Origin of the sequence: Candidatus Accumulibacter meliphilus (assembly GCF_036625345.1) — a bacterium.
GTDB classification, from domain to species: Bacteria; Pseudomonadota; Gammaproteobacteria; order Burkholderiales; family Rhodocyclaceae; genus Accumulibacter; species Accumulibacter meliphilus.
On the sequence record NZ_JAZKTZ010000015.1, the window covers coordinates 24,491 to 50,478 of the forward strand.

Consider the following 25,988-nt stretch of genomic DNA (forward strand, 5'->3'; position numbering starts at 1 on the left):
GCTGTACTTCCTCGGCCGGGTTGTCGCGCTTGCTGGGCCGCTTGTCAATCAGCCAATGCCTTTAGCAGCGCGTCCTTGGCGTCCTGATAGAACTCGATGTCCAGCCGCGTGGCCATGTCGTCGGAGAGATCAAACAACTGACGCCGGCACGATACCGGCAAGAGCAAGGATTTCGCCCCTTTTTCGCTGGCAATCTCCGCAAGACTGACCGCGTTGTGAACTGGCTCGATGGTTCCGCCGAGCGTCACTTCGCCGACGACGATCAAGCCCCCGCGCACGGATTTGCGCAGCAAGGCCCCGCATAGCGCGATCAGCGAAGCAACGCCGGTTTTTGCACCGCTCCTTGCCGCATCGAAGCCGCGCAGCTGCACCGAGAATTCATGGGCACGCGGGTCGCGATCGCCGACCAGCTGCATTGCCCGCGCATAGAGGTTCTGCTCGGCGCAACGGATCGATTCCTGGAACGCTTGTTGCACGGGCTTGTTGAGCACGCGCACGCCGCCGCCGGGTCCTTCGGCGACTTCGATGCGGAAGAGGCCGGGATGCTCATCCTGGCCGCCGGGTGAGAGCGTCCAGATCTGCCCGGCCTCCAATGGCTCGTCACCGATGCCGCCCTGACTTTGCAGTTCCGGCGTTGAGACAAATTTTTCGACACCCTCGGCGCCCAGCGTATAGCTGAAGTGGGTATTGCGGAATTCGGCAGCACCGATACGCTTTTGCTGTTCCTTGACGCGGCGGCGAACTTCCAATGCCAGCCGTACAGCCCATTCGAGGTCTGCATCGCTGACCTCGGCATCCTGAGCGGGATGAATCAGCTTCAGCAGGCCACTGATGGTCTTGTTGACGCCGTTGATGTCGCGGCCCGATAGCGCACCGCCAAAGAAGAGGCGGTTTTGCAGGGTCGCCAGGCGGCTTTGGTTGCGCAGTTGTGTGAAGCATTCGGAGAGGAAATCACTGACCAGCCCGAAGTGATCGGTGAAGATTTCCGGTTTCAGTTTGGGCACGTCCCAACCGGGCAGGTAACAATGAATACGATCCATGAACGCCGTGTCGTCGCGCATCTCGGGCGGCAGCGGCTGGAAGAGGTGGCCAATGCGCTGCTGGTGCTCGACGTCGACATCGAAGTTGCCGACCATCACGATCGAGCCGTCGGCGCGGATGCTCTCCTTGCCGCGCGAGAACTCTCCCGATTCCATGTAGCCCTTCATGATGTTGACCCCATCCTTCTGGTCGAAGGAGATGCCGGAAACCTCATCGAAGCACACCACGTCGTATTGGCAAACCAGGCCGCGCTGGCCATTGGCGTTATTGACGAACATGCGCGCAACGGTTGCCTTGCCGCCGGAAACCAGATGGGCGTAGGGCGATACCTGCTGGAAGAGATGTGACTTGCCGGTGCCGCGTGGGCCGATCTCGACCAGGTTGTAGTTGCGTTCGACGAAAGGCACCATGCGCAGCAAAACGGCGTCTTTGTTGCGTTCGCTGAGCTGCGCCGGCTCGAGGCCGATGGAGCGCAGCAGAAAATCCTTCCATTCGGGCGTCGACAGCTTGCCGCGCGCCTGCGCCATCTTCTCCAGGACGTCACGCTGTGAGAGTTGAATCGCGCGCAGACCATCGACGCCGAAAGGCCGGCCGCTTTTCTCCTGGGCGATGGTCGGGTCGTAGCCCAGCGTCACCTCCGCATAGAAGCCGCCCGTCAGCATGCGCTGGTGTGCGGTGACCAACTCGGCCGAAATGCGGACATCGCGCAGCTTCAGCGACGGCAGTTCGGCGACGTAGGAATCGGTTCGGGAATCCAGTCGCGCCGAAATGATGTCGATGATGCGTGCCTGGCCTTTTTCACGCGCAATCGACTGGATCAGGTTCTCGTTACCGGCGCGTACCGCCCGTTCGGAAAGCTGGCGCTGGACGATCGCCAGGCCTTCCTGAATCTCCGCTTCATCGGTGGTCGCACAGTAGCGTCCCAGCATGAACTCGACGACATAGGTGGGCACCGGAAACTGGCGCGAGAACTGGCGCACCAAATCCTTGCGCACGATATACCCGTCGAAGGCGTCTGCAGCCTTGCGATCCAGTGAATCAAGCTCCATGCCACGCTTCTCCAAAATTCATGCGTTCCTCGGCCACTTTCTGGCCATCGCGACGGAGCAGCACCGAGATCTCCTCATCGATCAATTCATCGACTTCCTCGAAGACCACGCGGCCCTTGCCGTCGCTGTCGATGCTTTCGGCTTCGCCGATCGCATTGCCCAGCCGTTCCACGCTGACGCTCAGGCCAGCGGCATCGGTCGTCGTGACCGAGCAGATCGTCTTGCGCGTGTTCCAGCGCACCGAAGCCAGTCTGGCTTGACCCGTCACCGGGCCATTGCGCTTGACGCGCAGGAAGGGCACCACGGATTCCTGCGGGCTCAAGCCGCCGTGGTCGTACTCGCGGCCCCTGGTAAATGCCGAGATGCCGGGAGCGAGGGCGATGCTTACCGAAGCGTCGAAGCTCCAGGGCAGCACCAGACTCTCCTGGCCGGCAGCCGCTTCGCGCAGAATCGCGCAGCGACCCCAGCGCGTTTCGGTCAGCCTGGCCGGCAGTTCCGCCTTGGGCAGGCCGCCTGGCAGGAGCAGCCAGCCGTGGTCGGTCACCACCCAGACTTCCTTCCAGCCGACATTCAGCAGGCGACGGATGGCACGTGCGAGGTCGACGAGGTGACCCGTCACGGCGCGCGCCAGCCGCAGCCCCTTGTTGTGGCCATCGCTGTCGATGTCGCCGGGGAACTCGGCCCAGCCCTTCCCATAGGCCAGGCTCGGGCTTTCCGTGTCGACAATTGCGAAGACCTCGCTTTCCATCGCCTTGCGCAGCTTGTCGGCCGTGTAAGCGCCTCTGGGCAGCACCGGCTCGAAATTGCTGCCGCTGCCCCGCACGGCAAGTTTGCAGGCGGGTGAAATCCAGACCTTGCCGCTGCTGGTCACCGAAGGAATGCTGGTGAAGCCCGGTTCCAAAGTGATATCGAGGTCTCCGCCAGCGGCCATGTTGGCTTCAAGCTCGCGCGCCAGATCAAAGCGAAGGCCATCGACGAACAGGACAAGAGTGCCATCGGCAACCGCCGGCAGTCCCCACTGCGGATAACCGTCGCGCTTGACCAGGGACTGAAAGCCATCGGCCTGTCTCTCCAGCCAGCGCCGGTAGAGCGCCTCAAGCACGGCATAGACCGGTTGCTCCAGCTCTGCTTGTTGGGCAAGCGCCATCGCCGCGCGCGCGGCAGCGTCAACGCGCCAGCCGCTTTCGGCATAGCGTCGCGCAGCCTCGGAAACGTCGCCACCCGCGCCTGGCTGAAGGAACGCGGTGGCGATGGCTGCGAGGTGCTCCAGGGCGGTGGCGAGCGGCGCATGGCCTTGCCTTGCCCAGAGCATTCCGCGCCGGGCAGCGTGTTTCTTCTCCAGTTCCAGAACACCCTGGGCGGCCGCGGCAGGATGCAGGCTGGCAGTCTTGAGGAGTTCGTCGGCCAGGCGCTTCTCGTCGGCGTCGTTTTCCCGTGGATACCTCTCCGGGCCCTGGATCATGTCCGGGGGCGCGACGCTCCGGAGCAGTTCGTAGGCATCGGGATAGCTTTGCCAGTGAGCGGCGTATTGTTCCCACAGCAGATAGGCCGGCTCGCCCCTCGAGCTGCCGAGGATCCGCTGCGCAGCCTCCATCGGCCCACGGCTCAGGTCGACGCCGAAGCGGCTGCGCATCGTGGCCACGAAGCTGTCCCAGGCATTACCTTTTTCCTGCCGTATCGCCTCGGGGGAAGTGAGCCAGCGCAGCACGGTCTCATCGGGCGCTGGGTTGAGCAAATCATTGAGATAGCGCTCGTCGATGACTTGCGCTTCCAGCGCACGCACGTTCTGCAGCAGCAATTTGCCGATGGCCGCTTTCAGCGCTTGCGCAGTCTCTTGATTGCCGGCAACCCTGAACCCCAAGCCGCCGCGTTTGCTCTCCAGGAACGCACGCAGGGTCCAGTCCTTGCCGTTCTCCTGGCGCCAGAAGCAGCCGCGATACTGCAATTCGGCAAGTGGCGCGAGCTGGGGGTCGTTCTTGAGGCCGCGCAGATCGGTGCGCAACTGGCCGTTGCCGACCCCCGGCAGGTAGAGGATTGGCGTCTCGCCTTCGCTCGCCTGGCCAGCCTGGCCATCGGCCACCATGCGCAGCCAGATTCCTGGCCCGCTGCGATCATCCGGCGCGTGCGCACCCAGCGAATGGAGTTCCGGTAGCGCTTCCTTCAAGCTTGGCAGGACAGCTTCCCATTCGCGCTTTTCGTCCGTCCATAGGATGGCGATGGGTTTGGCTTCCAGAGCGGGGTTGTAGCGCCTTGCCTGTTCGCGGACGCAGGAGGCGATCTTGGCAGAAACGGTTTCTGCGGCGTGCTTCATTTTCCTGATGCTTTCATGTTCGCTATGCCCTCGGCGGCGTTTGGAGAAGTCTGCCGGGTAACTGGTAGAACGATTTTTTCGGTCCCTTTTCCACGGCGCCCTCGTCTGCCAGTCGTTGCAGCCACTCGCGGGCTTGCGTTGTTGTCAGCTGGAGTTCGCTGGCAATCTCCGACTCTTTTTTCGGGATCGTCAAGACGCGAGGCAGGGCAACGCGCACGGCAGCGAAAAGTGTTTCCGCCGGGCTGGGTGTGGTTTCCTCCGGTTGGGGCAAGGGTGGCGATAGGGGATCAAGCGATGCCAAGGACGGGATTTCCAGGCGCTCGTCGTCGAGCGCTGCGGCTTGCTCAGGCGATTCGCCGGTATCGTCGGTCGCAGAGGCGGCCAGCTCGCCAGGGTGTGGCGGCTGCAACTGCTCCGCTGCCAGAGTGCCTTCTTCTCTGCTTGCGCGGGCTGATGCATCGCTAGTGGCGGTTTGAGCAAAAAGCGGGCTCTGGATTGCCGTTGGCCGGGGTGCGCTTGCCGAGCTCAAGAGATCTTCCAGCGCCTCACGGTCTTCCGGATTGGGCCAGGGCAGGGCGCCTTTCCTGGCCAGCGCCTCAAGGCCTTTGCTCGATGGATCGGTTGAACGGACAAACACCGGCACCAGCCGCAACTTGTGCAGTTGTTCGATTGCTCCAGCCCAGGTTCCGCCCTTTTCGTAGTCCGAACTCACCACCAACGCGGCGTCGGCAAACGCATAGATCAGCTTGTTTCTTTGCATCGCATGGCCGACGTTGAAGCCGGCGCCCGGATCGTAGGGCGAGATCAGCACGAGTTGCCCGTCCATCAGCATCGTCCGCTGCTCGCGGTTCATTGCGGTTTTTTCGAGACTGTCGGCGAGAACGCCCGTGGCGCGGCCACCGGCCGCCAGAGCGCCGCGCATCGCTGCCTGGTCGATGCCGCGTGCACCGCCTGAAACCAATGTCTTTCGCGCCCTTGCAGTTAGAGCGCCGACGGATTCGGTGTATTCGACAAGCGCCTCCTCGACCGCGCGCGAGCCGACCACGGCGAGGCCGCCGCTATCGAGAATCGACCGCTCGCCGCAGCCATAAAGAACGGCAGGCCGGTCATCCTTCAGGCGATCTCTCAGGCGCTGCGGATAATCTGGATCGGCGCGGCTGACCACCCAAATCGCCCTTGTTTGCCAACGTTCTATCGCTTGGCTCAAGGCGAAGCCGCGTGCGAGCAATCGCTTCAGGCGCTCCGCATCGACGACGGCCTGTGCGTCGCGAAGCGCTTCGTCGGCATGCGACGAGAGAAGGTCCGCCGGCTCCCTTGACAACTGGTGCAGGTGGCGTGCCAGGCGCTTGTACTCGCCTGGCGTAAGCAGGTCGTTAGGGGGGGCGCTGCGCGGCCCGGCAATCAGCGGGGCGGTCAGCAGCAGAATGGCCTGCGTGTTGGCGGAGAGATTAGGATTCATCTGACTCTTGTCCCGTTTGTGCTAGAGCGAGTGGCCAAACAGTTGTACATCCGTGCGTGCCGAGAAGCCATGCCGCGACAGTGAGGGTCCAGCGCGAGTCGACCATGTCATCAACAAGCAGGACCGGTCCGGCAGGAATTTCCGGGCGCAAAGCGGCCAGCGAGCCGTCGATGTTCCGCGCTTGCTGAATGCTGTTGGCCATCGTTTTTTGCTCCGGACGGGCGTCGGTCTTGGCCAGCACCATATCGAACGGCAAGCCCAAAGCGTCCGCCAGTCGGCGCGCGAAATCAGGAACCAGATGCGGGTGCCGCAACGAAGGAATAGCCGTAACCCATTTGGGAAACGGGCGAGGATTCCATTCGCCAAGCAAGCTCACGCAGGCAGCGACCAAGTCGTCGGAAAAGACGCCATCGTGGTACTTGCCCTTGCGAACCAGGCCGCCCCATCCGGCGTCGCCCCAGACACATAGTGCCTTGCCAGCTTGGGCTTTGCACAGCTCTGGTATGTTGCCCTTGACGCCATAGCGCGGCATGCCACCGGCGGGCCAGACTTGCCGCGGCTCAATCGGCAAACTCGTGCGACGCAGGAAGCGAATGGCTTCGCGGACCAGGGCCGCATCCGGCTCGGCGCGCAAGGGCTGCAAAGCGGGCCCGGTGATAGCGGTCGGATCGCCATCCAGGGCGCTGATCAGGAAGGCCATGTGCCCACCGGTCAGGCGGACATAGGCCTGCATCTGCGCCTGTTCGTCACGGCGGAGTTGCGTGAGACGCGCCGCTCGGTCCCAGAACCCGCGGCCCAGCTTCGCCACGGTCAATTGCCACTTGCTTCCCTGTTTGGCGATTGGCGCAGGCGATTCCAGGGAAAGCAGGTCGATTGCCTTCTTGACGCGCTTGTTGCTGATGTTCAGGCTGCCGAGCAGTTCTGGAATCGAGAGCCCCCTGGGGGCCGCCTCCAGCGCCCCGAGCATGGCCTCGACCTCCGCTTCGCTCGGGAAGGCGCTGTCGATGAAGTAGTCCGTAATCTCGGTTTCTTCCACGCCACTAAGCAGGATGCCATGGGCTGCATCCAGTGCGCGGCCGGCACGGCCGACCTGCTGGTAATAGGCAACGACCGATCCCGGCATTTGGTAGTGAATGACAAATGCCAGGTCCGGCTTGTCGAAGCCCATACCCAGGGCAGTCGTTGCCACCAGCGCCTTGACCTGGTTATCCAGGAGCGCCTGTTCCAGCGCCGGGCGTCGATCGCCGGATTGGCCGGTGTAGCTTTCCACGGCCAGACCGCGCGATCCAAGCCATTCGGCGACCTGGAGCGAATCGCGTACCGTCAAGGTGTAGATGATGCCGTGCCCAGGCAGTGCGGCTACGTGTTCGGCCAGCCAGGCCAGTCGTTCGGCCTGGCTCGGCAAGCGAATCGTTTGCAGGGCGAGAGTGGGCCGATTCAGATCGCCCCGCGAGACATTCAGATCGGGACCAAGAACCTGCTTCAGATCGTCCATGACCCGGTTGTTGGCAGTCGCCGTCGTCGCCAGCAAACGCAGGTTTCGCGGCAAGCTGCGGACGATACGTTCAAGCAATCGATAGTGCGGACGGAAGTCGTGACCCCAGTCCGAAATGCAGTGCGCCTCGTCAATGACCAGCAGCGTCACACGGTCGGCGATGCGCGCCAAAACCTCATCGCGAAACTTGTCGTTGGCCAATCTTTCGGGAGCAATCAGCAGGATGTCAACGTCGTTTCGTGCAATGGCGGCAATGACCTCGTCCCATTCGCCCTTGTTGTCCGAAGTGATCCTGGCCGCTCGAACGCCCATGCGTTCGGCGGCAGCAATCTGGTTGCGCATCAGCGCCAGCAAGGGTGACACCAGCAAGGCAGGGCCATGGTCGGCCTCACGCAACATTTTGGTCGCAATGAAGTAGACGAAGCTTTTTCCCCAGCCGGTTTTCTGCACCACCAGCAGACGACCTCGCCCTTCCACGACATGGCGAATCGCTTCTTCCTGGCCATCGCGGAAGACCGCTTCGGGCTGGCCGCTAGCGATGCGCAGCAGTTGCAGGGCGCGGGCGGCGTCGAAGTTCATTTCGCTTTCTCACGCGCTGCCTTTTTCTCGGCGAGCGTGCTGTGGTGGTCGTTGATGCGCGTGCCTTCGGGTTCGCCGTAGGTCGGGCCGAGCTTGAACCAGGGCGCGGAGGCGACGTCCTTGCCGCGGTCGACGCCCCATTTGATGCCGACTTTGGCGCGGTTGATGCGCAGCACGCCGGCCTCGACGAAGGGGCGGATGTTCATGCGCACGCCGTCGTTGATGTCCGGGTTCCAGCCGAACGGCTGCTGGTGCAGCGGCTTCCAGCGCACGAAGATGTCGTGGGGCGGTTCGCCTTCGAGGATCGCTTCGAGCCTGGCCTTCAGTGCCTCGGCCTTGGCGAGCTTGAGCGTGGCGTCCGCATTGCCGGCGTCGACGGCGCGCCGCTGCTGGGTGATCCAGTCGCCCAGATAGAGGTTGATCAGGGTATTGAGTTTTTCGCGCGTCAGCAGGTGATAATTGACCAGCGCCGAGAAGCCTTCCTTGTGGCCGTCCCAGACGTGCCAGATGAAGGGGCGCTTCTGGAAACGGGCGACATGCTGCTCGAAGAACTTGTCGCGCAGCCATTGCGCCAGCGGCAGGCCGTCGCAACCCGCGTCGCGCAGCAACTGGCTTTCGCGAGCCGCCGACCAGTCGGTGCCGAAGGCCCTGGCGAGCAGCGCACGCAGCCGATCCACCGCCGCCGCTTCGCCGCGCACGGCCGGCAGGCAGACGATGCCGTCGTCGTCGATCAGGCCGGCGAGGTCGTGGCCGCGCGCGATCCAGGCACGCGCTTCGTCGGAGAGCTCCATTTCGGCATCCGACTCCGCCGGCCAGCGGTAGCCGAGCAGACGGGCAACGGCAACTTGCAGCGGGTTGTTGGCCGGTTTCGGGTGGCCGTGGAAAATCCACTGGGTCGGGTCGTCGGAATAGGGTTTGGGAAGGCCGTTGGGGTAGCGTTCGGTGGCGACTTGCTGCCAGTGGGCGAGATCGAACGGGACTTTCACCAATGTTGCATTGGTGACGTTCAATTTCTGGTCAATGCGCCGCACTGCTTCGTTGTATTCCGGTGACGAGCAGAAGCACCAGAGAGCGGTCAACTGGGATGCGTCGTTTGGTGTGATGGGCGAGCAACTGATGTCAAACATTTCGCCTGTGTAGAGAGTGCAAGGCAATTGCCTCATCACGCGAACGGCGACCCCTTTTCTTCCCCAGCTAGATTCACCCTGGATTCGAGCAGCCGGATTGCGATAGTGATCGTCTCCATTACTCGGCCAATAAAAGACGCTCTCTCGACCTAAATAGTGATCCGTTATATTGACTGGTGTTTGGAAGTGACGCCAGTCACCGGCATTCGTGGCAACTTCCCAGAAGAAACAGCGAAAGCGCGAAGCATCGCCTCCATGCATCCCGTTGGGCGACTCTGCGTAGGCTGATAACAGCTTTCCAGATGTCTCGCCCCCAAGCACTATCCTTCTATCTGGGTTTCCCAACTGCGCTTTCTGGCGAACTGCTACAACCTCGACTTCAGCCAGAATCGTCGCTTTTGCCACGGGTGTATTCGGCGCACTGGCATCCAGGCCGTGTACCATCTGATTTTCCGATGGCGTGGCATGGGTTAGGTTGAGCAGGATGGTGAAGGCCCCCGCCGCGTCAGTGCTATCGAAGCCGTGCTCGCCCAACCGCGCCAGCAGGTTCCAGGTGGCGTACTTCAGCAAATGCTCGCGCTGCTTCTGGTAGCTCTTGAGGAACAGCCAGTTCTGCGGCATCACAAACGACACCGAGCCGCCGGGCGCACAAAGCTTGAGGCTACGTTCCAGAAACACATTGGCGATATCGCCCTTGGCTGCCTTGTAGTGTTCTTCGCAGAAATCCTTGAGCACCGGGCCATGCTGTCCTGCACCCAGATACGGCGGATTGGTAATGACCAGGTGATAGCGCCGCGTCAGGATGCGCGAGGCATGCACCATGCCCAGCGCGGCGACACGGGCTTCGGTGCCGGCCTCGTCGTCATGACCGGACAGCGCCAGCTCCAGCCGGGAGGCCAGTTCTTCCCACTGCGCATCGAGCAGATCGCCCCGGGTCGTGGCCATCGGGTCGATCAGGCTGCCGAGTTCCGGGGCTTTCTGAAAGAGGGCGTAAAGCGCGGCCATGCCGGCTTCGAGCAGCCTGTCGCCATCGGCGAGCTTGAGCCAGTCGGCTTTCTTGCTGTGCGGCGCGACGCCGACGCAGGCGATGTTGAGGCGTGGCAGTGGGCGATGGCCAAGCGGCTGGCCTTGCTCGTCGGGATAGCGCCAGGCTGCCAGGGCGAGCGCGAAAGCGGCGATTTCGACACAGCGGGCATCGAGTTCGAGGCCGTGCAGGTTTTCGGCCAGGACGCGGTCGACGGCAGCAGCCACCGACAGATGTTCGGTGGCGCAGCGGATCGGTACCAGGTAGTGCAGGGCCGAGACGAGGAAATGCCCGGAGCCGAGGCAGGGGTCGAGCAGCCTGAAGTCGGCGAGGCTGGCGGGCCAGGCGGGGAAGGTGCCGGCGGCGGGCGTGCCATCGTTGACCTTGCGGAAGTAGGGCATGGCCACCGGCAGCGGCTGCTCGGGGTGGCGGCCCTGCCACCAGCCGCCGAGGGCGTTTTCGAGCAGGAAGGCGACCATGTACTGCTCGGTGAATAGCTGCGTGACGGCAGGCAGTTCGTCGGCGCCGACCTTGGTGCCGGCCTGCTTCATCTGTCGCTGCACTTCCTGCTTCTTCGGCGCCTGCCAGAACTGGTAGCTCCAGCCGAGGCTGTCGTCGGCCTGGAAGACGGTGGTGGGCAGCCGGGCGAGCAGGGCTTCGAGCGCCTGCTCGGTTTCCAGCGGCAGTTGCAGGGCCAGCGCCGGGCTGTCGGGGCGGAAGACGTTGGGCAGCATGCGCGAGGCGTAATGCCCGGCGACTTCCCATTCGCTGCGTGCCGGGGGATCGAAGCGGCCTGGCCCGTCCTCGGCGTCGGCCTTGCAATCGCTGAGGCTCACCGGATAGCCGTCCGGGTGCATCAGCAGATCGCTTTCGGCTAGGAAGCGGGCGAAGAGCATGCGGTGCCAGTGCTCGTAGGCGATCTCAGCGACCAGGTGGTCGATGCTCTGTGTGTCGTCCTGGCGCAAGTCATCGCCCAGTGCCCGGCCGTGGGCGCGCAGGCGGACACGCAGCTTCTTCTGACCATCCGTCAGATGCGCCGGCGCTGTACTGGCGCCGACGGCCAGGGCTTGCAGCGCCCGGGCGGCGCCTGTTTCGGCGGCGGATCGCGCCTGGGCGGCAGTGGCTTCGAGGGCGCGGCGGTGTTCGCGGGAGAGATGGGTTTTCATTTTCCTGTTTCGGGTGGTCAGCTGCGGGCAAAGGCGAGCAACGGAACGATGTCACGCGCGTCGGCGGCCTGCAGGGCGGCGATATAGCGTTGCCGGGTTGCATTCGCATCGACGAGATTGGCGCTGCCCCAGGTGAAGCGGGGTGGCGCCCGGGGGGTGTCCAGATCGAACGCTATCCTGTTCAACGATTCCGTCCGGCGGGTTTCCAGAGTACGCGCCGGGAACCCGAGCGCAGGGCGTCGATGAGGGCGCGGGTCTGCGCGTCGCGCGCCTCCGGTGAGGTTGCCTGCGCTTCCAGCGCCATGCTGTGGCTGATCGCCGACATCTGCTCGAGTGCCAGTGCGGCCGCCCGCGCTTCCAGTGTCGCTTCGAGTGATTGCCTGGGCACCAGGGCGTAGCGCAGTTCGCAGTCCAGGGCTTCGGCTGCCCGGCGCAGGGTGCTCAGGCTGATGGTTTCGTCAGCCTCCGAACTCTCCAGTCGGGTGACCGTCGAGGTGGCGACGCCCAATCTGCTCGCGAGGTAGGTTGCGGACATTCCCAGCCCGTCGCGAATGGCCCTGATCCAGCCGGACGGCGGACGCGGCGGCAGGTCGGCGCTGCGCCAGCGTTCCAGCGCGGAATCGAGTTGGCGAAGCCGGAGTTGTGGAAAGTTTGTCTTCATGAAATTGCACCACAATGCGCTATTTGTAATTTACATTTTGCACTAAAGAGCAATGTTAATAGATGCAATATTGCGTCATGGAGCAATTCTGTGACTTTTTCATAGCTGGACGGGGCCAGCAGGAAGCTTCGACAGAACCGCCGCGCGAACTTCGGCCAGCCAGGCGTCAAGATCGGCTTCGCTGCGTACGAGGCGGCGAGGTGGTGTGATTGGCTGAACGGTTGGTTCCAGCTTTCTGGCGGCGGCGGTGAGCGCCCGCGCGAGCTGGCTGCGCAGCGCGTGCCGCTTTTCGGACCAGCGCTGCGGCGAGCAGGCGGCCAGCGAAGCGATCAGCTCGCTCAGCGTGCCCACCCTGGGTGCGCCCTCCGGCGAGGAGAGCTGCACTTCGCGCAGGATGGCGGCGCGGTCTTCCGGGGGGAGTTTGCCCCATTCGGCCGACGCCTCGAGCTCCTTGATGCATTGCCCGTATTCCCGCCGGTAAGTCTCGGCGGCATGGTTGAGCGCGGCACGCAGGGCGTCGGCGGCGCGATCGACGAGTGGGTCGACCTTGTCAGGGTCATCGATCAGCAGGCGGCCGCGCAGGATGGCGTCACGCTCGGCGGTGATCGGCTCGCTTTCAGGCAGATCACGCGTGTACTCCAGGAGCGTGGCGAGCTGCCGCCATAGCGGCTCACGCTGGGCGATCCTGGCGGCTTTGGCTTCCAGATCGCCCAGCAGCTGGCCTGCCGCCTTCTCCACTTTGGCCAGGCGTTTGACCAGGTCGCGCCCGGAAGTGGCAGCGAGCTCGTCGATAAGGGCATTGGCTATGGCTTCCGGGCGTGGGGCTGCGCCTGTCGCTCGCCCTTGAGCGTCGCGCAGCTTGGCGACAAAGTCGGGTGCCCTGGCCTCGGCTTCGTCGGGCCGGCAGCGGACGAGGCGAGCAATGGCGCGCTTTTCTTCATTCGAGAGCGGTGCCGTCTCGCGGGAGAAGCTGCTCGCAGCGACATCGCGGCGGTTGAATCGGCCGGCCGGCCAGGCGCTGCCGGCGGCATTGACGATGCGCAGTTGGCTGGCGGCGAAAAGCACCGCGAGGAGCGCGTCGACGGCATCCTGCGACCATCCGTAGGGTTCGCCCATAAACTCCTCGCGCAGCCTGCTGCCTCTCCAGGCGGAAGAACCGAGGCGCTGCAGGATCTCCTGGGCAGCCGGGTGGGCTTCCGCCGTTTCCTGATGCCCGATTTTTTCAAGCGCGTTGACCAAACCGCGCTCGGCATCATTGAAGGCCTTGTCCCAGCCGTTGGCATCGGCGAGGCCGAACTTGCGGAACAGGCGGGCGGCGGCGTCAGTCGCTGCCTGCTTGATCCGGTCATCGAGCGTGGCGCCGTCTTCGACCACCTGGCCACCGCCCTGGATGATCTGCGCTTGCTCGAGCGCCTGGCGAATCAAGTCGTTGACGCGCGTTTCGGCATCACGCTTCTGCTTGGCGAGCGCATTGCGGGCCTCCTGGCCTTCAGCGGTCTGCGCTTCGCCGAAATGTCCGAGGGTACGGTCGGCGGCTTCGCGGGTAATGATGGCGCGTACCAGTTCGTCTTTGCGCGGCAGGGCGACATGGGCAAAAAGGATGGCCGAGTTGATTCCGGCGCGGGCAGCATCGCCCAGCACTTCCTTGGCCTGTGTGCCGTCGACATCGGAGCGCAGCCACACCGGGATTTCGGCCTCGATCTTCGGCGAGGCGTTGGCGTCGGTATGGAGCTTGAGGCGGCGGATTTCGCGGCTGACACCTTGCGGAATCGTCAGGCGGCGGATCTTTTCGCCGGCCATTTGCAGCAGTTGCTCGCGGATCTTGCTCTCGTAGGCGGAGGGATTGCTGCGCAACGCGTCCTCCTCGCCACGCTGGTAAGCGAACCAGTCGGCGCTTTCCCTGGTCTGCAAGCGGTATTCGTCCAGGCCGCCGGCGGAGACGCGCATTAGCAGGCGGTCCCGGGTGACCAACTCGTCGAGTACGGCGGCGACCTGCCCACGCAGTGCTGCGCTCGGTGCCATGAGATCGTCGATCAGGACATCGGCGATGCTTTGCGGGTCGGTATGCAGACCCGTGTCCTGGGCTGAATTACCGGTGATGCGGGTGAGCAGGAAGACCACCTTCAAGGCACGTGCCTTCAGCCGCGAGCGGTCGTCAGCGGCGGCGTCGAGACGGTCGATGGCATTGGCGGTTTCCGTGCTGATCTGGCTCGATTGACGCAGACGCATACGGATTTCGTCGTAGATGAAATCGCCACCGACGATATGACCAAGGGCGGCATCCTTGCTCTTGCGCACGGCATCGAAGGCGAGACGCAGCTGGGAACGCAACTGGACCCCGGTTCCGGTGGCGTCGGTGGTCGCCAGTACGCGTTCCCACAGCCGTTGCCGGGTCGGCAACAAGGGATAGCTCGACCCGAGGTTGTCTTCGTCCTCGCGACGGTGCGCGAAAGCGCTGCCGTGCAGGTGGCCAGCAATTTCGCCAAGGCAGCCAGCGGGGCTGAACAAGGTACCGAGGGCCTTGCCGGCGGAGGCTTTCTTCTTGAGCACCGTCTCGCGCAGGACTTCCTCGACGTCTGAATCGGAAAGCTGGACCTGCACCGGAAAGCGTCCCAGAAGCTTGGAAAGCACCGGCGTGCTGTTCAGGGCGCTTTGGCCGGTCGCGATGACCAGGACGCGACCATGGAAACCGGCACTGAGACTCTCGATGACTTCCTGCACGCGCATCGCGCGGTCGGCACTGTCGGCGATGTATTGCTGCAGTTCGTCCAGCACCAGCAGGAAGATCGGCATTTCGCCGCCACTGCTTACGGCCTCGGCAAAGAAGTTGAGGAAATCAGCCTGGCCGACATCTCCGGTCGTGGAGAATTTCTCGAGTTTATCGCCGAGCTCAAATGCGTCGCGCGCGAGACCGGGTTTGGCAGCGAGGATGGCGTCGTGGAGATGCGAGGAAACGGCAAGATCGCGCAACTCGCGCTCCAGCTGGCGATCCTTTGCGTGCAGCTTGGTACGTACCGTGTCCTCGATGCCTTCGTTGCGTAGCCAGAGCAGGGCGCGCGCTTCATCGTACTTTGCTGGTAGACCCAGGGCTTTGAAGACGATGCTGAGAACCGCCTTGCGGATACTGTCACCCTCGCCCTGGCTGAGCGTGCCGGAAGCTGCACGCAGCTCTACTTTGCGCTGCCGCGCGAGCGTGTCAATTTCTGCGAGGCTGTCGGACACCGAGGGTGGCAGTCGAGCGATGTCGCGTGGCAGGCGTCCGCCGGGGAAGGCTTCGTTGGTCCACAAGGCGCGGGCCATCTTCACCAGGTGCGACTTGCCGCTGCCGAAGAAGCCCGATACCCAGGCCGGCGGCGATTCGTGATCGCGGCGTAGCGATTCGGTGAAAGACTCGAAAATCCGGCGCAGGCCTTCCTCGTAATGGCCCTTGCAGACGAAAGTCTCCAGCTCGAAGCGCAGCGTTCGCCGCTGCCGGTCGTCGAGCGCCTCATCAACTTTGGCGACGCCCTGATTTTCGAGGGAGAAGCTGTCGATGTCTCTTTCGAATACTTCGCGATTGATCATGTTGGTCTCGGCGGCCGCAGTGGCCTCTGTGGGCTAAGGTGAGCAGGATTCAGCAGCTTATCGGCACCGCCAGGTAGCCCCAGCCGTCCTTGGCACCGAGCAGGCGATAACTGTTGTTCTTGGCGTCGTGCTCACCGGGGAAGAAGATCACCAGGCGGCCGGGGATGTGACTCTCGATGCGCTCGATCAAGGATGAGACGCTATGCAGGCCGAACAGACCACCGCCACCGACGAGAGCCAGGGCATCGTTACTGGTCAGCTCGGCGGTAATCGCGCCGATGCGGGCCACCAGATACTCGTCGAGGCCGCGCACATTGCCAGCATCGTCCCAGAGTCGTTCGGGACGGCTGAGATAGCGGTCGCGGTACTCGTACTGCGCGAACCAGCGCGAAAACTCGCTTGCCAGGTCATATTCCTTCCAGCCGTGGCCGGTGGTTCTGATTTCCTTTGCGAGTTCTCCGGATTGCATCAGGCGGCGCAGCTTTCGCTCGTCGCCCGGCTGATAGACGACCATGACAACACGCTCGCGTGGGGATACGTTTTCCGGCCAGGGCAGGGCGAGGTGTTCCTTGAGTCGATCGACGATCACTTGGGCAATGGTCATGCGCTGAGTCTCTTTTCATCGTCGCCGAGGAAATCGGGGAATCCCAGTTCGAGGACTCCGCCCGAGTAGGCGACTTTCATTAGCCCATGGCGCCCGGCAGCCAGAAGCAGGGCAAGGTGTTCCTCGGCAGGAAGATCAAGCGCCCGCGAGTAGGGGCTTTGCAGAAGGGCGATACCGTTCATGCCACCCAGCCAGTCAAGAAAGGCGGCGTAGGTCGCGGTCGCGATCCCGGAGCAGGGCCGGAGCCTGGTGCGTGCCTTGCCCAGCGATGGCCCAAGATAGCCGAATTGAAAGAAGGAGGCGTAGAGGTTGTGGCTGAAGCTGACATACATCGCTTCGGAATATCGTCCCGGCGCGTGAGTGCGTATCCAGTCTGCGAAGGCCTTGCGGTCCAGGCTCTCGGCCACCGGAATCCTCAACACCATCTCCAGGCACGCGTGCAGAAGGGGTTCCCGGGCCATAGCCAAGAGCCCGGACATGAGCGGCGCATCGTCGCTGGAATAGGGCGAGAGGCGCCGCATTTCCCGGAAGAGGCAGACAGTTGGGTCGATCGCGTAAAGACGGCGCAAGAACTTGAGCGTCTTCTCACGATTGGATGCGGTGGATTTCCGGAGGAGGTTTTCTTCCAGAACCGCCTTTCGATACGCCTCGGCATCGGCGTCGATGGGGACAGCCGCCAGAAGTGTTCGCAGTTCGCCGGTCATCGCGGTTCTCGAGCTGAGCGCGCCGCCATTGCTGAAACCAATCCGAATGGCGTGTTGCGAGAGTTTTGTGGTCATCAAGTGTCCGGGCTTTCGCCTGGGATTCTACGGCAATGGTCGGACAGGTTCTTACACGGGCAGTTTGTTGCAGTCAGTCGGCACCCGATGCCACGCTACGCTTGCTCCCCGCGGCAACTACGCCATTCCGGCGATGCAGAACCGTGAGGCACAGGGCGACGTAAGCCGTGCGGCCATTTTATGGCGCTTGACGGCCAAATGCATGACCGACTGTGCCAATCAGATGATCAGCTGCGACACGCGATCGAGGATTGTTGCCTATCCAAAGATCATTTGAGCGCTTCTGCACGGGCCGCTACCTCTGCTTGGCGGCGGATCAGGGCCGGAGTACGTCCTCCTGAGGGAAGATACACGGGACGTTTTCATTCGCGAAGCCAACCCTGACACCGTGATCCTGTTTGGTTCGCATGCGCGCGCCTGATCACGCGCAGGACTTGCTGCTCATGGCGCGCAAGGACTTCGATGCCTTGCGCGGCATGCGCGACAATCCGCTAAAAAGTCTGCAACAGCTTCGCTTTCACCAGCTCTCGCCAGACGGGCAATGAACCTCAACGCTCTCAGCCGGCGTTGCTCGGGTCCTGCTCCGCCAGCTGGCGGCTGATTGCGAGCGCTTCGGCAAAGGCCGCCTGCGCCTCGTCCAGCTTGCCCTGCGCCTGCAGCACGCCGCCCACGCAGTTGTGCGCCACCGCCAGGTCCCGCTGCCAGCCGGCGTTGCTCGGGTCCTGTTCCGCCAGCCGGCGGCTGATCGCGAGATCTTCGGCAAAGGCCGCATGCGCCTCGTCCAGCTTGCCCTGCGCCTGCAGTACCCCGCCCACCCGGTTGTGCACCACCGCCAGGTCCCGCTGCCAGCCGGCGTTGCTCGGGTCCTGCTCCGCCAGGCGGCGGCTGATCGCGAGGGATTCGGCAAAGGCCGCCTGCGCCTCGTCCAGCTTGCCCTGCGCCTGCCGCACCCCGCCCACGTGGCGGTGTGCCACCGCCAGGTCCCGCTGCCAGTCGGCGTTGCTCGGGTCCTGCTCCGCCAGCCGGCGGCTGATCGCGAGACCTTCGGCAAAGGACGCCTGTGCCTCGTCCAGCTTGCCCTGCGCCTGCAGCACCCCGCCCACCCGGTTGTGCGCCACCGCCAGATCCCGCTGCCAGCCGGCGTTGCTCGGGTCCTGCTCTACCAGCCGGTGGCTGATCGCGAGATCTTCGGCAAAGGCCGCCTGTGCCTCGTCCAGCTTGCCCTGCGCCTTCAGCACCCCGCCCACTCGGTTGTGGGCCACCGCCAGGCCCCGCTGCCAGCCAGCGTTGCTCGGGTCCTGCTCCGCCAGCCGGCGGTTGATCGCGAGACCTTCGGCAAAGGCCGCCTGTGCCTCGTCCAGCTTGCCCTGCGCCTGCAGCACACCGCCCATCCGGTTGTGCGTCACCGCCAGCTCCCGCTGCCAGCCGGTATTGCTCGGGTCCTGCTCTACCAGCCGGCGGCTGATCGCGAGATCATTCGGCAAAGGCCACCTGCGCCTCGCCCAGCTTGCCCTGCGCCTGCAGCACGTCGCCGAGGAGACATTCGGCATCCGATTCTGCCCGCGCGTCGCCCAGGTCGCGCGCGAGTTCGCGAATGCGGTGCGCGTCATCACCAAGCTGCGCCGTTTCACCCCGATCCACGCGTACCCATGCGATACAGAGCGACGCCCATACGAGGGCGCGAGCGTGGATCAGGCCTGTCCCAGCCAACTCCCGCAAGGCCACCGCCAGTGCCTCGCGGTCTTCGGGGTGTGCGGTGCCAGACCAATCACGATCGAGTCGCTCAAGCTCGCTAGCGGCTTCATCCGGCGCAGAGCAAAGGCGGTGGTAAATCCACTCGATGCGTGCGGCGGGCGTGGGATCATTCGCGAAATGCGTGGCGGTCCGCTCGCTCAAGGTCCGGAACCAATCCGTCCGCTCGGCCGCCAGAGCCTTGCGCAGTGCCAGCCGAGCGGCCTCGTGGACATTCGCCGCCGTCTCGCCTCGTGCCGGAAACGGTTCCACCACGGTCAGCTGGCACAGCCGCCCGTGCAGGACGCGGCTTTCCTCGGCTGTGATTTGCAGCAAGACCGCGAGGATGTTGGCATCAAACCAATGCGCTATCGCCGCTGCCGCCAGGGCTTCCCGCAACGCCAACCGCTCTCCAGGCGGCAGGGCGGGAAAGGCGAGATCCGCCGTGGCCAGCGCGAGCTTCGCCGGATCGCCCGCGGCCGCCTGGAGTAAAGCAAGTTGCTCGGTGAATTCCATATCAGGCAGCAGGTCCGAGCAGTTGCGCCAACAAACTGGCCTTCCCTCTGGCCAGATCGCACGCGGTCTCCACATCCGTCAATTTCAGGTTCGGGCGGTGCCGCTTCCCGTAGTCATACCAGTCGGCGGGCGGTGGAGGCTCCACCTGGACGACAGGGCATGCCACCGCGGCCCAGACTGCTCCAGTGGCGTCCGGCACCTGTTGTCCGGCGACGACCACGCGCAGCCAAGTCGCGCGAATCAGGCTCTGGAGCAGGGACTTCTCCACCCACTGCTGCGCTTCGCCCGCCATTTCGTAGGTATCGAAAATCAACAGGGTGGGTTGGGCTCGTTGCCGGAGCGCATCGAGGATCTGGTCGAAGCGCTCGTGCAACCGTGGTGTCGATGGCGGCGTCGTCACGCCCAGGTCCTGGACGAAGGCACGGACCTCGCGGTCCATGTCCGTGGTTCCCTTGAAATCGAAGCGTCCGCACGCGATGTCCGCAACGGGAAGAACGTTGGCGAGCATCTGCCGCGTGATGTGGCTCTTGCCGGTCTCGCTCACCCCCCGGATCCGCAGAAGGCGCCCAAGCACATTGGATGTCAGCAGCTGACCAAAAGCTTCCCGCGCGCCGCTATGGTTGGCCATGGGCCATGACAGTGGCGATGGCGTTTTCGGCCATGCCGGTCCAGACGGTGCGCTCGCCGAGAGGGCCTCCAGGTCGGGCCTGAGGAGGTGCAGGCGCGCGATGATCAATTCAGCGCTTTCGGCGGCACTGCGGCCCCGCACGTCGGGCACGATCGCGTTGAAGAGGATGCCTGCGACTTCGCCATCGCCGACGCGGATCGGCAGAATGGCGTCGCGCTCGCGTTTCTCCGCGGCTGCGCTGCATTTCATGTTTCGGGCGCGAATGGCCTGGTGCTCGGCCTGCGTCCAGGGCTTGGACCCGTAGCGTTCCGAGACGCACACGACCGCCAGCTCGCACCGTCGACCGTATATCTCCTGAAGCTTCAGGTCCGCATCGTCGCCAGCGATGTAGTGCTCGAACCACTCGTCCAGGAACACGCTACCGCGCCCCAGCCGATTCTCCACCGCCTCGGCGATAGCGAGCACGAGCTCGCGCTGTTCGCCCGCGAGGGAGAATGCGACGAGGAATCTTTCAGGCACGGCGCGTGTTGGCATGAGTCGAGGGTAGGGAGGGTTCGGTTGGACAGTGCAAATAATGCGCGAACACTTGCAAATACTCAAGCCAGGCGAGGGGGATTGATGGCGCGCGAGCAGCAGCAGATTTCCTGGCCGGCGCTGCGCCGGCGATAGAGCGGAAAAGTTCTCGGTTTTCTTCGCTCCTGGCTGACTGTATCGCCGAAAGTCCGTTTCGACGCCAGGATGCTGACCGTGTCCGGGCATCGATCTGGGCGGAAAGCCGGCCTATCGTTTGACTTCCGTCAAAATTGGTGTGACCTTTGTTACCTATAGTCAATTGCCAATTGACGTCACTGTGGAGGAAGCGCCATGTTCAAGCACATCCTTGTTCCTGCGGATGGATCCGATCTTTCAAAGGCAACGGCCCGGCGCGCGGTTTCGTTCGCCAAGGAAGCAGGCGCGCGCATTACGGCATTCTTTGCCAAGCCGGAGTACCCGGTCAGCTACTATGGCGAAGGGGCTCTGATCGATCCGACGACGCCAGAGAAATTCGATGAACTTGCCGAGCAGCAAGCACAACAGGTTCTCGACTTCGTCGTTGATCTGGGCAAGGAGGCTGGCGTCCGGGTTGAGAAGTTATCGCTGACCAGTGACATTCCCTACGAGGCGATCATCGATGCGGCGACGCAAGCAGGCTGCGACCTGATCTTCATGGCCTCGCATGGCCGCCGCGGAATCAGCGCCCTGTTGCTCGGCAGCGAGACGCACAAGGTGCTCACGCACTCGACCATTCCCGTTCTCGTCTATCGCTGATCACCGCGCTTCCTGGCGTTGGGAGGGAGGCTCGCCAGCACGCCTGACAGTGCTGCCCTGGTCCAGCCATTGCTGGCGCAGTGTGGCAAAATGCCTTGGACGCGTGGGCGCCAGCTGGCTAAATACGGCTGGCGATGGAAAAGGTGTAATGAGCATGCAGCGCTTCACGAAAGTTGTTGGCTGGCGTTGCCGGGTGCCGCTGTTAGCGTTCGGCCTGGCCGCCAGTTGTACTGCTGTCGAGGCGGTCGATGTCGGTTTGGCCGGCGTATTTCCGGGCAAGGCGCTGCTGAGCATCGGCGGCGGCGCCCCACGGACGGTGGCCGTCGGCACGGAAACCAGCGAGGGCGTTCGAGTGCTGGCCGTCGACCGTGAAACGGCAACCATCGAGAGTGACGGAAAGAAGCGTATCCTGCGCGTGGGGCAGAACGTTGTCTCCAGCTCTTCGTCGCAGGGCGGTCACAGCGCGGTATTGACTGCTGACGGTAACGGTCATTTCCTGACCACCGGGAACATCAACGGAACGAGCGTCCGTTTTCTGGTCGATACCGGTGCCACGATGGTCTCGCTCGGTGCCAGTGACGCGCGGCGGATCGGCATTGACGCCAGCAAGGGCCAGTCGGCGATGGTGAACACGGCCAATGGCGAAGCCCGAGTTTCTCGTGTTCAGCTGGATAGTGTACGTGTTGGCGAGATTGTCCTGCACGGTATCGATGCGCTGGTACATCAACAGGACATGCCGTTCGTGTTGCTCGGCATGACGTTTTTGAACCGTATGGAAATGCAGCGTGACGGTCAGACAATGACCCTCAGAAAGCGCTACTAAGAGGAGTCGATGATGCGTCAGCAAAAGGAAGAAGCAAGCATGTTGAGCCGTGAGCTCGATATCCTGATGGGCGAGCGGCAAACGCTGCTGCAAGTCGTCGGTGCCGCAGCGGCGCTGATTGCTTCGCTCGACAGCCGGGCGCTGCCGCCGACTGCCGTCAAGTCGGCAGATCTGGTGGCAACGACGATCAACGCTTTGTCGGAAGAGACTTTGCGCGACGCTCTTGCCGCCGTGCGCGCAGAAATCGAGGAAGAGAACGATGCCGGCGGCGCACGGGACGGCGAGCGTGTCGTCAGCCATTGAGGCCTTGCCGGGCTCTGCGACAGAGGCCAGCGGCAAGGCCGTCGACCTGGATCAACTGTGGCAGGTTCTGTCTGTCGAGCCTGCGAGTTCTCCCTGTGTTCTTGAAGATGGCGTTGGCGAGGAAGATCTGCTGCCGGCAGCCGTACTCTTTCCGATTGTTCGACGTACTGGTGAGCCGACGGTATTGCTGACTCAGCGCACGGCACATTTGCGCGATCATCCGGGACAGATCAGCTTTCCGGGGGGGCGTTGCGAAGCGAGCGATCCATCGCCGGCCGATACCGCGCTGCGCGAGACCATCGAGGAAATTGGTTTGTCGCCGGCACATGTCGAAATCATTGGCTATCTACCCGAGTACCGCACGTCGACGGGTTTCCGTGTCACGCCGGTGGTGGCGATGGTGACGCCACCTTTCGATTTGCAGCTCGACACCTTCGAGGTGGCGGAAGCCTTCGAAGTGCCTTTGTCATTCCTGATGGATCCCGCCAATCACCAGCGGCATTCGCTTCACTACCGGGGCAAGCTGCGTCACTACTACGCGATGCCCTTTGGCGATTACTTCATTTGGGGCGCTACGGCAGGGATCATCATGTCCCTCTATCGGGCCCTCGAGGTCGCTGGACGCTAATCGAGAACCAGGGCGACTTTCTCGAGAAATTGCTCCACCTTCCTCCGGTCAGGGACCACGCCGAGCGCCAGGTGGAGTTGACCGAAGTGCCGCCGCAGTTCGTCGAGGGTCTCCGTTTTCTCGATTTCTGCTGCCAGAACGAGCGCCTCCTTCCCCAGCAATTCGTGCAAGGTGCGAATGACGTAGCTCTTGGCGAGGCTGATGTCCTCGTCGGGCAGTGCCGCCGAAAGGGGGGCGCCGGTGGTCGCTGACAGCTGCTGCACGAAGCCACCGTTCAGCAATTGTGCGAGGTGCCGCTGGCCCTCCGCGGATGAGGTGCACAGGGCCAGCAACTGCTGGCCCGTACGTTGCCCGTCGATCATGATCAGCATTGCCCGCACTCGTGCCGGCAAGCGATGAGCGCGGGTGGAGATCTCATCCTGGCCCTTCGCTGTCTTGCTGAATACAGACGATAGTTCCATCCTGAAAAGCCTTCTGGAAGCGCTGGAGCGATTTTGCGAGAAGGGCCGCGCTTCTGCAAGCCCCCCATGCCTGTGGTAATGTCCTCGTTTGACTAACCCGTGGTGGCCAGCTGTCTGGCGTACGCGATGCCGCTCACCAAAGATATCGGCACGAGTCTCCGGGATGAGCTTCTTTTCCCTGCTGGCCGTCCTGCCTCTTGAGCAGATGCGGTCGCTGCTCGTCTGGAGCGGGCATGTTCTCGTGCGCCATGTGACGATGGGACTTGGGCAGTCCGCGCACTATTATACGGGCATTCGGCAGGCGCTTTCTGTTCCGCTGTCGTGGCGAGGAGCCGTGATCGAGAAATCGGCGACTTAGAAAGCTTCGCACGGCGAAGCTTTGCTATTATTGACTGTCCAGCTTTGCGGGGCACTGCGCTTGCTTTCGCCATTGTCGGCAATTTCGAGCCTGCGTTATCCCGTTGGCGAGCGCAGGCCAAGCAGAAACCCGATGCGGATTTGGGGTTCCTGATGGCCAGCGCTGCGGGTGTGCTCGGGCTGCGTCTTGGCCTGCCGCTCGGCGAATGCGGTGAATGCGGCGAATGCGGTGAATGCGGCGATGCTGCCGGCCAGGCCGACAGCGGCGTCGGTGACGAAGCAGAGGTGGATTTCATGGAGAGTGGCGTCGGTCTGATTTGGCGTGCACTGCCACTGTGGCTGTTGTTGTTTGGGCTTGCCAATCCGGTAGGCGGTTGATCGATTATTTACAGGAGTTTCTTCATGAGCAGAGAAGTCGTTGTACTAAGCGCAGTCCGTTCGGCCATTGGCACCTTTGGTGGTTCACTGGCCAACATGGAGCCGCATGAACTGGCCGGCACCGTAATGAAAGAGTCGATCGCCCGCTCGGGTGTCGATCCGCAGCAGATCAACTACGTCACCGTCGGCAACTGTATTCCGACCGATTCGCGTTTTGCCTATGTCGCTCGTGTGGCGGCGATCCAGGCCGGCCTGCCGATGGATTCGGTGGCCATGGCGGTCAACCGCCTGTGCGCCTCGGGTTTGCAGGGCATTGTCAGCACCGCCCAGAACATCCTGCTCGGCGACTCCGATTACGGTGTCGGCGGCGGTGTGGAAGTGATGTCGCGCGGCGCCTACATGCTGACGGCGATGCGTTCCGGGGCACGTATGGGCGATGCCAAGGCGATCGACATGATGGTGGCGACGCTCAACGACCCCTTTGGCGTCGGTCACATGGGTGTGACTGCCGAGAATCTGGCCAAGAAGTGGGATATCAGCCGCGAAGAGCAGGATGCGCTGGCTGTCGAGTCGCAGCGCCGTGCTGCCGCGGCCATCGCCGAAGGTCGCTTCAAGTCGCAGATCGTGCCGATCGTGATGAAAACCCGCAAGGGCGAGGTCACCTTCGACACCGACGAACACGTCAAGGCGAGCACGACGATGGAGACGCTGGCCAAGATGAAGCCTGCTTTCATCAAGGACGGAACGGTGACGGCCGGCAACGCATCGGGTATCAACGACGGTGCCGCCTTCATGGTGCTGGCTGCTGCCGATGTCGCCGCTGCGGCCGGCCAGAAGCCGATCGCTCGTCTGGTCGCGTACGCCGTCGCCGGCGTGCCGAGCGAGATCATGGGTGAAGGTCCGATTCCGTCGACGAAGCTGGTGCTCAAGAAAGCTGGCATGACGCTCGATCAGATGGACGTCATCGAGTCCAACGAAGCTTTTGCGGCGCAGGCGATCGCGGTCAACAAGGGTCTCGGCCTCGATCCGGTCAAGACCAACCCCAACGGCGGCGCCATTGCTCTCGGCCACCCGGTCGGCTGCTCGGGCGCTTTCATCGCCACCAAGGCGATCTACGAGTTGCAGCGCACCGGCGGCAAGTATGCGCTGGTCACCATGTGTATCGGCGGCGGCCAGGGTATTGCGGCGATTTTCGAACGCCTTTAACGCGGTCTGCAGTCCGCTGTAGGCGCTTCAAAAAGCAGAAAAGCCCGACCGTTTTGCGGTCGGGCTTTTTTTTCGCGGTGCGTTCGTGGCGCGTCGATCACCTCATTCGGTTTGCTGTGGAAGCCGCAGCCCCAGGGCCGCTTTTTCGGGGGTCGTACCGTGTTCGACGACGCCGAGCAGGGGCGCCGCGAGCCGCTCTTGCAGGGCCGCCAGGTTCTCGCTGAAGCGCGACATTTCCGGGTCGATGCGGTTCGCTACCCAGCCTGCCAGGGCCAGGCCGCGCGCCGCGACGGCCTGCTGGGTGAGCAGCGCGTGGTTGATGCAGCCAAGGCGCATGCCGACGACCAGGAGCACAGGTAGCTGCAGTGCGGCCGCCAGATCGGCGGTGTCGTAGGCGCGACCCAGCGGCACGCAGAAGCCGCCGACACCCTCGACCACAACCGCGTCAGCGAGAGCCTGCAGTTGTGCAAAAGTGGCGACAATGTGCGGTAGTTCGATGCGCCGGCCTTCCTCCTCGGCGGCGATGTGCGGCGCGATCGCCGCCTTGAAGCCGTAAGGATTGACCCATTCCCGCGGCGGCTGCAGCGACGACGCGGCGAGCAGGTTCTCGACGTCGTCGTTGCGTCCCCTAGCGTCGAAACCCGCGGCAACGGGTTTCATCGCTACGGCGCTCAGCCCGGCCCGGCGCAGCGCATGCAGCAGTGCGCAGGCGACGAAGGTCTTGCCAATTTCGGTGTCGGTGCCGGTGACGAACCAGGCGGTCTTCTGCGCTGTGGGCTGAGATGGCATG

Annotated in this window: 22 protein-coding genes and 1 pseudogene; 8 read left to right on the forward strand and 15 right to left on the reverse strand. The window is 63.4% G+C overall.

All coding sequences use genetic code 11. The features are described 5' to 3' along the window. Positions 1-44: 44 nt before the first annotated feature. The 10 genes and pseudogenes from brxL to V5B40_RS22360 all read right to left on the reverse strand — a co-directional run bounded on the left by brxL (position 45) and on the right by V5B40_RS22360 (position 16,859). Positions 45-2,090 carry a protease Lon-related BREX system protein BrxL gene (gene brxL, locus V5B40_RS22315; RefSeq protein WP_332356620.1) on the reverse strand — a complete coding sequence of 682 codons (2,046 nt, stop codon included), beginning with the start codon at positions 2,088-2,090 and terminating at the stop codon, positions 45-47. After that, a complete protein-coding gene (pglZ, locus tag V5B40_RS22320) occupies positions 2,080-4,401 on the reverse strand; it encodes a BREX-1 system phosphatase PglZ type B (RefSeq protein WP_332356621.1) in 2,322 nt (773 codons plus the stop codon). Before pglZ ends, brxL begins: the two co-directional genes overlap by 11 nt. 22 nt (positions 4,402-4,423) lie before the next feature. After that, a complete protein-coding gene (locus V5B40_RS22325) occupies positions 4,424-5,860 on the reverse strand; it encodes a DNA-processing protein DprA (protein WP_332356622.1) in 1,437 nt (478 codons plus the stop codon). After that, positions 5,850-7,934: a RecQ family ATP-dependent DNA helicase gene (locus V5B40_RS22330; protein ID WP_332356623.1), complete on the reverse strand. Its 2,085-nt coding sequence runs from the start codon at positions 7,932-7,934 to the stop codon at positions 5,850-5,852. Before V5B40_RS22330 ends, V5B40_RS22325 begins: the two co-directional genes overlap by 11 nt. Beyond that, the gene (locus V5B40_RS22335) at positions 7,931-11,251 is read right to left on the reverse strand and encodes an Eco57I restriction-modification methylase domain-containing protein (RefSeq protein ID WP_332356624.1); all 3,321 of its coding nucleotides are present in this window, start codon (positions 11,249-11,251) and stop codon (positions 7,931-7,933) included. The genes V5B40_RS22330 and V5B40_RS22335 overlap by 4 nt, the downstream gene beginning before the upstream one ends. A 17-nt stretch (positions 11,252-11,268) precedes the next feature. Continuing rightward, positions 11,269-11,394: pseudogene (locus tag V5B40_RS22340) on the reverse strand (mobile mystery protein B); the annotation flags it as partial. A gap of 38 nt (positions 11,395-11,432) precedes the next feature. Continuing rightward, complete coding sequence (locus V5B40_RS22345) at positions 11,433-11,912, reverse strand: mobile mystery protein A (RefSeq protein WP_332356625.1); 480 nt, start codon at positions 11,910-11,912, stop codon at positions 11,433-11,435. Positions 11,913-12,011: 99 nt separating this feature from the next. Then, positions 12,012-15,476: a BREX system P-loop protein BrxC gene (brxC, locus tag V5B40_RS22350; protein ID WP_332356626.1), complete on the reverse strand. Its 3,465-nt coding sequence runs from the start codon at positions 15,474-15,476 to the stop codon at positions 12,012-12,014. A gap of 49 nt (positions 15,477-15,525) precedes the next feature. After that, positions 15,526-16,080 carry a DUF1788 domain-containing protein gene (locus V5B40_RS22355; RefSeq protein WP_332356627.1) on the reverse strand — a complete coding sequence of 185 codons (555 nt, stop codon included), beginning with the start codon at positions 16,078-16,080 and terminating at the stop codon, positions 15,526-15,528. Then, positions 16,077-16,859 carry a hypothetical protein gene (locus V5B40_RS22360; protein WP_332356628.1) on the reverse strand — a complete coding sequence of 261 codons (783 nt, stop codon included), beginning with the start codon at positions 16,857-16,859 and terminating at the stop codon, positions 16,077-16,079. The genes V5B40_RS22355 and V5B40_RS22360 overlap by 4 nt, the downstream gene beginning before the upstream one ends. Positions 16,860-17,266: 407 nt before the next feature. Here V5B40_RS22360 and V5B40_RS22365 point away from each other — a divergent pair, with 407 nt between their 5' ends. Continuing rightward, entirely contained in the window at positions 17,267-17,404 is a 138-nt protein-coding gene (locus V5B40_RS22365) for a hypothetical protein (protein WP_332356629.1), read from the forward strand. A 12-nt stretch (positions 17,405-17,416) separates the two neighbouring features. Here the strand turns inward: V5B40_RS22365 and V5B40_RS22370 are convergent, their stop codons facing one another. The 3 genes from V5B40_RS22370 to V5B40_RS22380 are packed head-to-tail and all read right to left on the reverse strand — an operon-like array spanning position 17,417 to position 20,268. Then, the gene (locus V5B40_RS22370; RefSeq protein ID WP_332356630.1) at positions 17,417-18,343 is read right to left on the reverse strand and encodes a tetratricopeptide repeat protein; all 927 of its coding nucleotides are present in this window, start codon (positions 18,341-18,343) and stop codon (positions 17,417-17,419) included. Further along, the gene (locus V5B40_RS22375; protein WP_332356631.1) at positions 18,333-19,106 is read right to left on the reverse strand and encodes a hypothetical protein; all 774 of its coding nucleotides are present in this window, start codon (positions 19,104-19,106) and stop codon (positions 18,333-18,335) included. The genes V5B40_RS22370 and V5B40_RS22375 overlap by 11 nt, the downstream gene beginning before the upstream one ends. 1 nt (position 19,107) lies before the next feature. Continuing rightward, positions 19,108-20,268 (reverse strand): toll/interleukin-1 receptor domain-containing protein, encoded by a 1,161-nt coding sequence (locus V5B40_RS22380; RefSeq protein ID WP_332356632.1) that lies wholly within the window; start codon positions 20,266-20,268, stop codon positions 19,108-19,110. 330 nt (positions 20,269-20,598) lie between these two features. Between V5B40_RS22380 and V5B40_RS22385 the strand changes: the two genes are divergently transcribed. The 4 genes from V5B40_RS22385 to V5B40_RS22400 all read left to right on the forward strand — a co-directional run bounded on the left by V5B40_RS22385 (position 20,599) and on the right by V5B40_RS22400 (position 22,796). After that, entirely contained in the window at positions 20,599-21,042 is a 444-nt protein-coding gene (locus V5B40_RS22385) for a universal stress protein (protein ID WP_332356633.1), read from the forward strand. Positions 21,043-21,190: 148 nt separating this feature from the next. Next, positions 21,191-21,865 carry a retropepsin-like aspartic protease family protein gene (locus V5B40_RS22390; RefSeq protein WP_332356634.1) on the forward strand — a complete coding sequence of 225 codons (675 nt, stop codon included), beginning with the start codon at positions 21,191-21,193 and terminating at the stop codon, positions 21,863-21,865. A 9-nt stretch (positions 21,866-21,874) separates the two neighbouring features. After that, positions 21,875-22,168: a hypothetical protein gene (locus V5B40_RS22395; RefSeq protein WP_434735904.1), complete on the forward strand. Its 294-nt coding sequence runs from the start codon at positions 21,875-21,877 to the stop codon at positions 22,166-22,168. Further along, the gene (locus tag V5B40_RS22400; protein ID WP_332356635.1) at positions 22,152-22,796 is read left to right on the forward strand and encodes a CoA pyrophosphatase; all 645 of its coding nucleotides are present in this window, start codon (positions 22,152-22,154) and stop codon (positions 22,794-22,796) included. Before V5B40_RS22395 ends, V5B40_RS22400 begins: the two co-directional genes overlap by 17 nt. On the opposite strand, the gene V5B40_RS22405 is transcribed toward V5B40_RS22400, so the two are convergent. Further along, positions 22,793-23,257 (reverse strand): hypothetical protein, encoded by a 465-nt coding sequence (locus V5B40_RS22405; RefSeq protein ID WP_332356636.1) that lies wholly within the window; start codon positions 23,255-23,257, stop codon positions 22,793-22,795. The genes V5B40_RS22400 and V5B40_RS22405 overlap by 4 nt on opposite strands. A gap of 163 nt (positions 23,258-23,420) precedes the next feature. Here V5B40_RS22405 and V5B40_RS22410 point away from each other — a divergent pair, with 163 nt between their 5' ends. The 3 genes from V5B40_RS22410 to V5B40_RS22420 all read left to right on the forward strand — a co-directional run bounded on the left by V5B40_RS22410 (position 23,421) and on the right by V5B40_RS22420 (position 25,198). Then, positions 23,421-23,615 (forward strand): hypothetical protein, encoded by a 195-nt coding sequence (locus V5B40_RS22410; RefSeq protein WP_332356637.1) that lies wholly within the window; start codon positions 23,421-23,423, stop codon positions 23,613-23,615. Positions 23,616-23,767: 152 nt separating this feature from the next. After that, positions 23,768-23,992: a hypothetical protein gene (locus tag V5B40_RS22415; RefSeq protein WP_332356638.1), complete on the forward strand. Its 225-nt coding sequence runs from the start codon at positions 23,768-23,770 to the stop codon at positions 23,990-23,992. Between the two features lie 24 nt (positions 23,993-24,016). Then, entirely contained in the window at positions 24,017-25,198 is a 1,182-nt protein-coding gene (locus V5B40_RS22420; RefSeq protein WP_332356639.1) for an acetyl-CoA C-acyltransferase family protein, read from the forward strand. A 102-nt stretch (positions 25,199-25,300) separates the two neighbouring features. On the opposite strand, the gene bioD is transcribed toward V5B40_RS22420, so the two are convergent. Then, on the reverse strand, positions 25,301-25,987 hold the full coding sequence (gene bioD, locus V5B40_RS22425) for a dethiobiotin synthase (protein ID WP_332356640.1): 687 nt from the start codon (positions 25,985-25,987) through the stop codon (positions 25,301-25,303). Position 25,988 lies beyond the last annotated feature (1 nt).